Raw genomic sequence first — 12,130 nt, forward strand, 5'->3', positions numbered from 1 at the left:
AGGTGTGGGGGAATGAGGAAATACCTGTATGTTCTCATTGCGGCGGGTTTGCTGCTGGGAGCGTGTTCTGAAGAAGCGGGTGGCGCGCAGGAAGATGCCGAAAAAGAGCAGAGTAAGCAGAGCGAACCGCCTGCCGGAGAAGAGGAAGGGAAAGGCGAAGAAAAGGAATATTCGGACAAATATCCGCTAACTGGACTTGGAACAAATAGAGAAACGGATCATCGTATGGTAGCAGTTATGATCAATAATCATTCAAAAGCCAGGCCGCAGTCTGGCTTGACTGACGCCGACATGGTGTTTGAAATCCTGGCAGAAGGGAATATTACTAGACTGCTTGCTATCTACCAAAGCGAATTGCCGGAGAAAATAGGTCCCGTACGGAGTGCAAGGGAATACTATTTTGAGTTGGCAGAGAGCTACGGTGCACTATATGTCTACCATGGAGCGGCCGGGTTTATCAATGAGATGATTGCAAGCCGCGGAATTGAACACCTGGACGGCGCAATGTATGATGATAATGGTACACTATTTACACGGGAGAATTTCCGCCAGGCGCCGCATAACTCTTATCTGCTGACAGAAGGAGTGCGCCCGGCAGCTGAAAGGAAAGGCTATGACATGCAGGCTGAATATGATCCGCTCCCTTTTCTGACCGATCAGGAATTAGTGAAACTTGGCGGCGAGGATGTCAGCTATGCAGAGATCACCTATGGCACCAATCCCATGGAAATCGTGGAGTTCTACTATGATGAAAGTACGGAAGCATATAAAAGGTACAATGATCGTGAGCAGACAGTGGAACTGGAATCTGGTGAACCTGTAGAGGTGGAAAATGTCTTCATTGTAGAGGCAAGCCACCAAATCATTGATGACCAGGGGCGCCGTGCGGTAGACCTGACCTCAGGGGGGGTTGCCTACCTGCTGCAGAAAGGGAGAATGCAACAGGTGCAGTGGGAGAACAGAAATGGCCGGATCATTCCTGTCCTAGACGGCAGCCCTCTAGCCTTCGTTCCAGGCAACACTTGGATTAATGTTGTGCCGGCCAATCCGGGAATCAGCGAATCAGTTCACCTTTCCCATTAATCTCGTAAACGCAGGAGGTCTCGTCGTGCAAATAGATAAATTACGTGGAGAGCAATTAGACCAATTATTCGACGCGATCCTTTCATTGAAGGATCGCGAAGAATGCTATCGCTTTTTCGATGACATTGCGACAATGTCGGAGATCCATTCCATTTCCCAACGTCTGCAGGTCGCAAAAATGCTGACAGAGGGAAGTACATATAATGCCATCGAAAAAAAGACCAACGCATCAACTGCGACCATCTCCAGAGTACGCCGCTGCATCAATTACGGAAGCGACGGGTACAAAATGGTGCTGGACCGCTTGATGGAAGATCAACAGAAATAACAGCAGCCGCTGCCTGAAAACCGGGGAGCGGTTTTTGTTTGGTCAGGTTTGGGGAGGGGTTCGCGGAATCAGAGCACGCCGGGAGAACCAGCAGCAGCGCGGATTTATCGGCAGCATGCGTGGGGAATCAGCAGTAGCTGGAATTTATCGGCAGCACACTCAGGGAATCAGCAGTAGCGCTATTTTATCGCCAGCACCCACGCGGGAATCCGCCCGAAGCACCTGTGTATCAACTTCGCTATAGTCCTCTTTAAAAAACCCGCCCATATCCCTAAATTCCCAACATGTTTTTTGGTATAATAAACTAATCGAATATGATGATGGAGGATTACAAAGTTGTATACTACAATGAATGAATGGAAGCATATATTCAAACTTGACCCTGCTAAGGAAATATCCGATGAGCATCTGGATATGGTTTGTGAATCTGGTACGGATGCAGTAATTGTCGGCGGCACGGATGATGTCACATTGGACGGGGTACTGGATCTTTTGTCACGGATCCGCCGCAAGCATATGGTGCCGGTTGTACTGGAAGTGTCGGAAATGGAGGCACTCACACCAGGGTTTGACTACTATTTGATTCCGATGGTGCTGAATTCCAAAGAGAAAAAGTGGATGATGGATGTCCAGCATCAGGCGATCAAACAATATATTGACATGATGGAGTACAGTGAGACTTTCTTTGAAGGCTACTGTATTTTGAACGAGGATGCCAAGGCATTCACATATACGAACAGCTATCTGCCGGATGATAAGGATGTCATTGCCTATGCCTATATGGCGGACAAGGTGTTCCATCTGCCGATATTCTACATGGAATACAGCGGGAAATATGGTGACCCGGCCTTGGTTGAAAAGGTTAAGGGCCAACTGAAGGAGACAAAGCTGTTTTATGGCGGCGGCATTGAAACTAAAGAACAGGCACTGGAAATGAAACAGCATGCGGACGCAGTCATTGTCGGCAATGTGATTTACGAGGATATCAAAAAGGCGCTGAAAACGGTGCGTGCAATAAAAGATAAGTAATACAAGGCGGTGTAAAAATGAGTCAAACAATGGGTGACTTAGTAAAAGGGTTGAATAAGGAGCAGCAGGAAGCGGTAAAACATACAGAGGGACCATTGCTGATTATGGCAGGGGCGGGAAGTGGGAAGACACGTGTTCTGACCCACCGCATTGCTTACCTGCTCCATGAGAAGGATGTAGCGCCCCATAATATTCTGGCCATCACTTTCACCAATAAGGCCGCCCGTGAAATGAAAGAGCGGGTACGCAGGCTGGTCGGCCCAGAAAGTATGAAAATGTGGGTCTCCACCTTCCACTCCATGTGTGTCCGGATCCTCAGAAGGGATATTGACCGGATCGGCTACAGCAGTAATTTTAGTATTTTGGACAGCAGTGATCAGCTGTCCGTCATCAAACAGATTCTCAAAGATTTGAATATCGACCCAAAGAAATTTGATCCCCGGGCAATGCTGGGGCAGATCAGTTCTGCCAAAAATGAACTGATCACGCCCGAGGAATTCAGCAAAAATGCCGGGAACTTCTATGACAGGCAGGTTTCCCAGGTATTTGAAGCTTATCAGAAGCGTCTGCAGAAAAATCAGTCGCTTGATTTTGATGACTTGATTATGCAGACCATTCACCTGTTTCAGCGGGTGCCGGAAGTGCTCGAATACTATCAGCGCCGATTCCAGTACATTCATGTAGATGAGTATCAAGATACGAACCATGCCCAGTATACGCTGGTGAAACAGCTGGCAAGCCGTTATCAGAACCTCTGCGTTGTCGGCGACTCTGATCAGTCGATCTATCGCTGGCGAGGGGCGGATATCACCAATATCCTCTCCTTTGAAAATGATTATCCGACGGCCAAGACGGTGTTTTTGGAGCAGAACTACCGGTCTACGAAGTCTATCTTGTCTGCGGCGAACCAAGTGATCCAAAATAACCCGGGAAGAAAGCCGAAGAACCTCTGGACGGAAAACCCTGATGGCAAGAATATTCATTATTATCAAGGCGCAACAGAACAGGAGGAAGCACTGTTCGTTACCGATAAAATCCAGGAGCTGACGAGGGAGGAAGGCTACTCCGCGAATGACATTGCCATCCTCTACCGGACGAATGCCCAGTCCCGTGCGATGGAGGACACGTTGATGAAGTCAAATATCGCCTATCAGATGGTCGGCGGTACGAAGTTCTATGACAGGAAAGAGATCAAGGATATGATTGCCTATCTGCGTCTGATCACCAATCCCGATGATGATTTGAGCTTCGAACGTGTCGTCAATGTGCCGAAACGCGGAATCGGGAAAACCTCGATTGACCGGTTGCGGGCGTATGCAGCTGAGCATGATATCTCCTTTAACGAGGCGGTCAAAGAAGTGGACTTCACTGGTGTCTCCAAAAAAGCGGCCAATGCCCTGGCAGGCTTTGGAAATTTGATTGAGACATTGAGCAAGCAGCAGGAATTCCTGACCGCTACCGATATGGTGGAGGCTGTGCTTGAGCGGACGGGCTACGTGGAGATGCTGAAGAATGAACGGACCATTGAAGCACAGAGCCGCTTAGAGAACTTGGAAGAGTTCATGACAGTAACGAAGGACTTTGAAGAAACAGCAGAAGATAAGACATTGATTGCCTTCTTGACCGATCTTGCCCTTGTCGCAGATATTGATAATATGGATGATGAGGAAGAAGATCAAGAGCCTAAGATTACCCTGATGACCCTTCATGCGGCCAAAGGTCTTGAGTTTCCAGTCGTTTTCCTTATCGGTATGGAGGAAAATGTCTTCCCGCACAGCAGAACCATGTTCGATGAAGAAGAAATGCAGGAAGAGCGCCGGCTCGCCTATGTCGGCATCACCCGGGCAGAACAGGAGCTTTACCTTACCCATGCGAAGATGCGTACTTTATACGGCCGGACGAACATGAATCCAGTCAGTCGTTTCATCAATGAAATTCCTGATGACTTGATCGATGGAATGGAAGATACGAAACAGCAGATGTTCGGGGGAGGTATGGCCAAGCCGAAGAAAGACCGTCCTGCACCGGCCAAACGCAAAGCGGAAAGGATCCAGAAGACGACCGGGGCTGAAAGTGAGACATGGGCACCCGGTGATAAAGCAAGCCATAAAAAGTGGGGTACAGGTACCGTGGTAAAAGTTCAAGGCAACGGGGAGGCGATGGAATTGGATATTGCATTTCCAGCCCCTGTCGGCGTCAAGCGGGTACTTGCCAAATTTGCCCCGATCACGAAAGAGTAGAACAGGAGGTGCTTGGCTGTGGATCGCAAGCAGGCACAGGAACAGATAAATGCACTAAGAGAATTGCTGAATCAATATGGCTATGAGTATTATGTCCTCGACAAGCCCAGCGTCCCGGATGCGGAATATGATCAGAAGCTGCAGGAGCTGCAAAAGCTGGAAGCGGAATATCCGGACCTTGTCACCCCGGACTCCCCGACCCAGCGTGTCGGCGGGGAGCCGCTTGATGCTTTTGAGAAGGTGCAGCACAACATTCCGATGCTCAGTCTTGGCAATGCCTTCAATGAACAGGACCTGCGTGACTTTGCGCGAAGAGCGGCGGAAGGGACAGATGATCCTGTCTCATTTGTCTGTGAGTTGAAGATCGATGGACTGGCTGTGTCTCTCACCTATGAAAACGGGAAATTTGTCCGGGGGGCGACCCGCGGGGACGGTACCACAGGAGAAGATATCACAAGTAACTTGAGGACCATCCGCAGCATGCCGCTAACCATTAAGGAGACAGAGACTTTGGAAATTCGCGGGGAAGCATTCATGCCGCATAAATCCTTCCTTTCTTTGAACAAGGCGAGGGAAGAGCGGGGAGAGGAACCCTTTGCCAATCCTAGAAATGCTGCTGCAGGGTCTTTGAGGCAGCTGGATCCGAAAATTGCGGCCAGGCGCAATCTGGATATTTTCCTGTATGGTGTCGGAGAGTGGGAGAATAGTGAACTTACCTCCCACAGCGAGCGTTTGAAGAAGCTGGAAGAACTCGGCTTTAAGACGAACCCGGAATGGAAGAAATGCGACACCATCGAAGAAGTCATGGAATATGTCGAGTATTGGACCAACGAACGGCCAAACCTCAACTATGAGATAGACGGTATCGTCATCAAGGTCGATGATTTGGACCAGCAGGAAGAGCTGGGCTATACAGCGAAAAGCCCGCGCTGGGCTATTGCCTATAAATTCCCGGCAGAGGAAGTTGTCACGGAACTGACAGACATAGAACTGAGCGTCGGAAGGACGGGCGTGATTACTCCAACAGCGATACTTACCCCAGTGAAAGTTGCCGGTACAACCGTTCAACGAGCTTCCCTTCATAATGAGGACCTGATTCGGGAGAAGGATATCCGGATCGGTGATACAGTAGTCGTCAAAAAGGCCGGAGACATCATTCCGGAAGTGGTCCGTGTCCTGCATGATAAACGGACAGGTAATGAAGAGGAGTACCATATGCCGGATTCATGCCCGGACTGCGGCAGTGAGCTCGTCCGGCTGGAGGAAGAGGTGGCGCTAAGGTGCATCAACCCAAACTGCCCGGCTCAGCTAAAGGAAGGGCTGATCCACTTTGTTTCCCGTGATGCGATGAATATTGACGGACTGGGGGAAAAGGTGATCATTCAGCTGTTCCGTGAGAATCTGGTCTACACCATCTCAGACCTCTACCGCCTGGAAAAAGGCCAGCTGTTGGAACTGGAGCGTATGGGGGAAAAGTCGGCAGACAACCTGCTGAAGGCCATTGAGGTCTCCAAGGGAAACTCTCTGGAAAAGCTGCTCTTCGGCCTTGGCATCCGCTTCATCGGTTCAAAGGCGGCCAGAACAATTGCTGCGGAATTCGAAACCATGGAGAGGCTGCAGCAGGCAACTTATGAGGAATTGACAGCGGTCAACGAAATTGGTGACAAAATGGCTGATTCCATTGTCCAGTACTTTTCCGAAGAAAAGGTGACAGTGCTGTTGGATGAGCTGCGGGAACTCGGTGTGAATATGGAGTATAAAGGGCCGAAGAAGGAAGAGGCAGCGGAGGATCATTTCTTTTCCGGGAAGACGGTGGTGCTTACCGGGAAGATGGAGAGCTTCAGCCGCAAAGAAGCAAAGCAGGCTATCGAGGCCTTGGGCGGCTCTGTCACCGGCAGTGTAAGCAAAAAGACCGACCTCCTGATTGCTGGAGAAGACGCCGGTTCCAAGTATGATAAAGCAAATGAATTGGGAGTGACGATTTGGGAAGAACAGCAGTTGAAAGAAGCATTGGAAAGGTGAGGAGGACGTCTGCCATATGAAGAAATTAAACGGCTGCCTGATGGTCATTCTTCTTTTCCTTGTGGCCTGTGCACCTAACAATAATGAGGATGAAGTGGTTCAGGAAGAGGATTCCGGAGAGGAGACCTCTATCGTCCCGAGCGCCAAGCTGGAAGAGGAGAATTACCGCATGATTCTCCCGTATAAGACAAGTGCTGCCAGAGGGGTAATCAACAGACAGGTCGCAAATCGTGTGGATATCGATGAGTTTGAACAGGGATTGAGGAGGCATTCCAAGGAGGTCTATGACCCGGACAGATATTTTTTCCAAGAAGGCCAGTATATAACGGAGTCAATGACATATGAATGGATTGATGATTTGAATCCGAAAGTGGAAGAAGGCGCCGGTGAAGAGTTCCATCGTGATAACCCGCGTTATCTCTCCCATATCCTCGAGCAGAATTACCTTGTGCAGGGAGAGGATAATGCAGTGAATCTCGCGGGGATTTCCATTGGCCTGGCAATGAAATCCGTCTATCGGTTCCAAGAGGAAAGCGGTGGGCCGGACTATTACGAGGATATTTCCGAAGAGGAAATGATGAAGAAAGCTGATGAGATAGCCCAGGATGTGCTGGAACGTATCAGACAGATTGAGGGACTGGAGAACGTTCCTGTCATGTTTGCTATCTACCGGGAAGCCGAGCAGAATTCACCCGTGCCTGGAAGCTTTGTAGCGACGACAAATGTATCAGGTGACAGCAGCTCTATCGGCAGTTGGCAGGATTTAAACGAAGAATATATCCTATTTCCGTCTTCGGAAGGCAGGGAAAAGTACTATGAGGATCAGGAACTTGTGACAAGCTTCGGTAATGAGATTGCGGAGTTCTTCCCAAACTATGTCGGAATTGTTGGGGAAGGCTTCTATGTAAACGAGGAGCTGCAGAAGCTTACCATTGAAATTCCGCTTGATTTTTACGGCAAAGCGGAAGTCATTGGATTCAGCCAGTATATTTACGGGCTGGTCCAAGAAATGTTCCCTGACTACTATGACCTTGAAATTAAAGTAGAGTCCAGCACGAAGATGGAGAGCCTCATTTACCGTGAGTCAGGAGAAGAGGAGCCGACTGTACATATTTTCCATTAAATGGGATTTATATGGTACAGAAGACCCTTCTGAGCTACTATAGAGAAAAAAGGAAAACATCAACCTATGACAATAGTCATATTATCGAAAATCAGCCCATTTTGAGGAAAAATAGGGCTGATTTTCCTGTTTGAGGAAAATCGAGAATATTTTCAGGGCGTTTTTGATGAAAAACTGCCCGTTTTTCTATTGATTTTCCCAATATGAATTATCTGAATCTATGCTATAATATAAATATACCAAGTTAAGGAAATACAAGCTGATGTTAGGGTGGGCATATTGATAGATATAGGTTCCTTTATCAAACTACAACGTACAAAAAAAGATATGACACAAGGGGAACTGGCAAAAGGAATTGTTTCATTGTCCTATTTATCAAAAATCGAAAACAAGAAGACAGAGGCCAGCCCTGAAATCATTCAAATGCTCTGTACCAGGCTTGGTGTCCAACTGAACAATGACCTGGATATGACCATCCAGGAAAAATGCAAAGAATGGTACAGCATACTGTTTGAATCCACAGACAAAGAAAAAATCATTGCGACATACCAAGAAATCCAGGAACTAATGAACAGTAACCTGTCGGAGAACCTGCTGATGTTCGAGATCCATAAAATCAGGTATCACCTTGTATTGGGTGAGCAGGATGCAGCGCTGGATAAGATTAATGAGCTGAATGAAATGGCGGATTCCTTTGATCATCTTCAGCAGTATTACTGGTACAAATTCAGAGGGAATTACAATTCGACCATAGGGGAATTCAATCAGGCGATCAAACTTTACAAGCTGGCCGAGGAGAAAGTCAACAAGGTGGATATCGAAGAAGCGGAAATAGCCGATCTTCACTACATAATGGCAGTCACCCACAGCAAGCTTCGTAATACACTGGAAGTCATCGATTTTGCCGAGAAGGCATTGGAAATCTATATGAAGGAATATAATTTCCGAAGATGCGCCCAAAGTCATATTGTGCTTGGTATCTCCTATCGCCGGATAAAAATGTATGAAAAAGCGATTAAGAATTATAATTTGGCACGACACCTAGGTGAACTTAATAAGGACAAAAGTGTCATCCAATTGACCAACCTTAATCTAGGATACCTTCACTCTGCCATTGGGAACTCACGGGAAGCTATCCAATATTTCATGGAAGTCAGCGAGGATGAGGAAGTATCCCGTTATCAGCGACTGGCTGCTATTACTTCATTAATTAAAGAGTACTATGAGGATAGTAATTCCCACGAGGAAATGGAAGAAACTATTACAAAGGCCTTTGAAATAGCTGAAACAGTAAAAGATGAGATGAGTTATAAACTGTTCTACTATATGATCCATACCTACAACTATGCTACTAAGGGAGAATATGAAAAATTCAGGTCACTAGTGATAGAGGAGTTCATCCCTTACTTAAAAGAGCAAAAGGATTATGCCAATTTAGTTGTATATTCAAACATGTTAGCTGCTCACTTTGAGTCTATTGGAAAGTACAAAGACTCAGTGAAATACTATAAACTTGCAAATTCAACCTATGAGGAGTTAATCAACCTTTAAAGGAGGGGAGAAAATATGAAAAAGATCATTGCATCATTGGCTTTGGGTGGAGTCCTTGTTGCTGGCTTCCTGTTCGCTCAGGACAATCAGCCTCAGGACTTGGCTATTGAAGTGGAGCCGACTATTTTTTCAGTGGAAAAGCCTAAATCATTCTACTAAGTCTTAGTGTCTCAGTCAGGAACACTATTTGAACCTATTAACATAAGATGGACTTTCCCGGATTGGTGTGGAAACCGTTCCGGGATTTTTTTTATTTCATCCCAGATAATGGAAGCGCTTTATTTATGTGGAAGGTCATCGGTTAGTAAAGAAAAAAAATTTTATTCGTTTAATCTGGGAGAATGTTCGAGATAAACGTCAAAAATAGGCAGATTAATGAAAGATTCAACCACTCTGCTCATCATATGCTGTTATATCATACATAATCCGGCCAATTGTGCCCATTTCAGACTTGATTGCGCTTACAATGGCGGTGGAATGCGACTTTATGCTTATAAAAACGCTTGAAAAAAAACGCATTATGTGAAAGTATATAAATTGTGTGTGACGCGGAATTCATAATCGCGTCAAGATTCGGAAAGGGGATTCGAATATGGAATATGCTATACAGGGAGCTACATGGTTTTGGCTTTTTGTACCAATGCCCATTGTCCTCCTGCTATCATTGATTACGTTTTTTACAGGGAGGAGAAAATAGGCCATGGGTTTGACGACATTATTAACTTTTATCGTTTACTTGATAGGTATGCTGGTCATTGGTGTGATCATGTACCGCCGTACCAATAACCTGTCCGATTATGTATTGGGCGGACGGAATTTAACACCAGGAGTGGCTGCATTAAGTGCGGGTGCTTCGGATATGAGCGGTTGGCTGCTGCTTGGGCTGCCTGGAGCTATTTATGCTGCCGGGATGTCAGAAGCATGGATGGCGATCGGTCTCGCGGTCGGTGCCTATCTGAATTGGCAGTTTGTCGCCAAAAGGCTGCGTGTTTATACGGAAGTAGCCGATGACTCTATTACTATACCGGATTTTCTGGAAAATAGATTCAAAGATAAATCCCATATTTTGCGGGTCGTATCTGCGTTAGTCATTTTATTATTCTTTACGTTTTACACTTCTTCCGGGATGGTTGCCGGAGCAACATTGTTTGAGGCCTCATTCGGACTGTCTTATCAGGCAGCCTTATGGATTGGTGCGATTGTAGTCGTATCCTATACCCTGCTAGGGGGATTTCTCGCGGTTGCCTGGACTGACTTTTTCCAGGGGATTTTAATGTTTCTGGCATTGATTGCCGTTCCGATTGTCGCTTTGACGCAAATGGGCGGTTGGGATGCTGCTGTACAAGCTGTCGGAGAAATCAATCCAAGCCATTTGAATATGGTAGAGGGTGTCGGTCTATTGGCCATTGTTTCTTCACTGGCCTGGGGGCTGGGTTACTTCGGCCAGCCTCATATCATTGTAAGGTTCATGGCCCTGCGTTCGCCTAAGGATGTACCAAAGGCGCGTCTGATTGGAACATGGTGGATGATTCTCGGGCTATATGGTGCTATCTTCACTGGTTTTATGGGGCTTGCCTTCATCAGCACACAGGATGTTTCCCTGCTGGATGAGTTCGGCATCAATGTGGTTACCGAAGACGGAATACAAATGCTGGGTAACCCGGAAACTATCTTCATCGCCTTTTCCCAGCTGTTGTTCCACCCTGTGATTTCGGGTATTCTTCTGGCTGCTATTCTATCAGCAATCATGAGTACCATTGACTCCCAGCTGCTGGTATCTTCCTCCGCTGTAGCAGAGGACTTCTATAAAGCTATTTTCCGCAAGAAGGCCAGCTCTAAAGAGCTCGTCTGGATCGGGCGGATTGCTACCGTGATCATCGCCTTGATCGCTACCTTGATTGCGATGAATCCGGAAAGCAGTGTACTTGAACTGGTCAGCTATGCATGGGCAGGGTTTGGTGCCGCATTCGGGCCGATCATTATTCTGTCCTTGTTCTGGAAGGGAATTACCAGAAACGGTGCCTTCGCCGGTATCCTTACAGGTGCAGTTGTTGTCCTTGTCTGGGGAGGCATGCTGGAAGGCGGGCTGTTCGACTTGTACGAACTGCTGCCAGGTTTCGTATTGAACTTGATTGTCACAATTGTTGTCAGCTTGTTAGGAAAGCCGAACAAGGAAATAGAAGCAGAATTTACTGCCGCCACAGAGAAATTAAAAGAGTATTAATAGTCACCCACCTTCGCCTTTATGCTGGAGGTGGGTTATTTTCATGGGCAAGAAATTACCTATTCGGCTCTATTACTGTCCACCCCACTGCGCCGGGGGTGCTTAGCCGATTATTGCGGCAACCTGTCAGTTGCGGCACCCCCTCCAACTCTGCTATTATCAATAGTGTTGACAATTAAGGTATAATATTAGGACACATAGATGAAAAATGTAGAAATGCATATTGGAGGGTGAAATTAATGGCAGAGATTACAAAGGATCAAGTGAAACATGTCGCCAATCTGGCAAGGCTGGAAATCACCGAAGAAGAAACAGAGATGTTCACCGAACACTTGGCTGAAATTATCGAGCATGCCAATCAACTGAATGAAGTGGACACCGACCATATCGAAGCGACCACACATGTCATTGACTTGAAGAATGTGCTGCGCAAGGATGAGCCGAAAGAGTGGATCAGCCAGGAGGATGCGCTGAAGAATGCTCCGGATCATGAAGCAGGTCAATTCAAAGTACCATCTATTTTGGAGTAG

At 47.0% G+C, this 12,130-nt stretch carries 10 protein-coding genes; all 10 read left to right on the forward strand.

Annotation, left to right across the window (positions count from 1 at the left end; all coding sequences use genetic code 11):
* Nucleotides 1-12 precede the first annotated feature (12 nt).
* Complete coding sequence (locus tag ACFODW_RS14370; protein WP_390307475.1) at nucleotides 13-1,083, forward strand: DUF3048 domain-containing protein; 1,071 nt, start codon at nucleotides 13-15, stop codon at nucleotides 1,081-1,083.
* Nucleotides 1,084-1,108: 25 nt separating this feature from the next.
* A complete protein-coding gene (locus ACFODW_RS14375) occupies nucleotides 1,109-1,411 on the forward strand; it encodes a YerC/YecD family TrpR-related protein (protein WP_390307476.1) in 303 nt (100 codons plus the stop codon).
* Nucleotides 1,412-1,759: 348 nt separating this feature from the next.
* Nucleotides 1,760-2,440, forward strand: coding sequence for a heptaprenylglyceryl phosphate synthase (locus tag ACFODW_RS14380; protein WP_390307579.1), 681 nt, complete (start codon nucleotides 1,760-1,762; stop codon nucleotides 2,438-2,440).
* A gap of 17 nt (nucleotides 2,441-2,457) precedes the next feature.
* Nucleotides 2,458-4,680: a DNA helicase PcrA gene (pcrA, locus tag ACFODW_RS14385; protein WP_390307477.1), complete on the forward strand. Its 2,223-nt coding sequence runs from the start codon at nucleotides 2,458-2,460 to the stop codon at nucleotides 4,678-4,680.
* A gap of 18 nt (nucleotides 4,681-4,698) precedes the next feature.
* Nucleotides 4,699-6,702 carry an NAD-dependent DNA ligase LigA gene (gene ligA / locus ACFODW_RS14390; protein WP_390307478.1) on the forward strand — a complete coding sequence of 668 codons (2,004 nt, stop codon included), beginning with the start codon at nucleotides 4,699-4,701 and terminating at the stop codon, nucleotides 6,700-6,702.
* Nucleotides 6,703-6,718: 16 nt separating this feature from the next.
* Nucleotides 6,719-7,825, forward strand: coding sequence for a CamS family sex pheromone protein (locus ACFODW_RS14395; RefSeq protein ID WP_390307479.1), 1,107 nt, complete (start codon nucleotides 6,719-6,721; stop codon nucleotides 7,823-7,825).
* Nucleotides 7,826-8,095: 270 nt separating this feature from the next.
* Nucleotides 8,096-9,376, forward strand: a complete 1,281-nt coding sequence (locus tag ACFODW_RS14400; protein WP_390307480.1) for a helix-turn-helix domain-containing protein — start codon at nucleotides 8,096-8,098, stop codon at nucleotides 9,374-9,376.
* Between the two features lie 15 nt (nucleotides 9,377-9,391).
* Nucleotides 9,392-9,535 carry a hypothetical protein gene (locus tag ACFODW_RS14405; protein WP_390307481.1) on the forward strand — a complete coding sequence of 48 codons (144 nt, stop codon included), beginning with the start codon at nucleotides 9,392-9,394 and terminating at the stop codon, nucleotides 9,533-9,535.
* Between the two features lie 541 nt (nucleotides 9,536-10,076).
* Complete coding sequence (putP, locus tag ACFODW_RS14410) at nucleotides 10,077-11,600, forward strand: sodium/proline symporter PutP (RefSeq protein ID WP_390307482.1); 1,524 nt, start codon at nucleotides 10,077-10,079, stop codon at nucleotides 11,598-11,600.
* A 239-nt stretch (nucleotides 11,601-11,839) separates the two neighbouring features.
* Nucleotides 11,840-12,130, forward strand: a complete 291-nt coding sequence (gene gatC / locus ACFODW_RS14415; RefSeq protein WP_390307483.1) for an Asp-tRNA(Asn)/Glu-tRNA(Gln) amidotransferase subunit GatC — start codon at nucleotides 11,840-11,842, stop codon at nucleotides 12,128-12,130.

Origin of the sequence: Virgibacillus sediminis (assembly GCF_042643265.1) — a bacterium.
GTDB lineage: Bacteria > Bacillota > Bacilli > Bacillales > Amphibacillaceae > Virgibacillus_O > Virgibacillus_O sediminis.

Coding starts and splice junctions, on each gene's coding strand:
- ACFODW_RS14380 (WP_390307579.1), top strand. CDS start 1,760: ATGAATGAATGGAAGCATATATTCAAACTTGACCCTGCTAAGGAAATA.
- ACFODW_RS14395 (WP_390307479.1), top strand. CDS start 6,719: ATGAAGAAATTAAACGGCTGCCTGATGGTCATTCTTCTTTTCCTTGTG.
- ACFODW_RS14370 (WP_390307475.1), top strand. CDS start 13: ATGAGGAAATACCTGTATGTTCTCATTGCGGCGGGTTTGCTGCTGGGA.
- pcrA (WP_390307477.1), top strand. CDS start 2,458: ATGAGTCAAACAATGGGTGACTTAGTAAAAGGGTTGAATAAGGAGCAG.
- gatC (WP_390307483.1), top strand. CDS start 11,840: ATGGCAGAGATTACAAAGGATCAAGTGAAACATGTCGCCAATCTGGCA.
- ACFODW_RS14405 (WP_390307481.1), top strand. CDS start 9,392: ATGAAAAAGATCATTGCATCATTGGCTTTGGGTGGAGTCCTTGTTGCT.
- putP (WP_390307482.1), top strand. CDS start 10,077: ATGGGTTTGACGACATTATTAACTTTTATCGTTTACTTGATAGGTATG.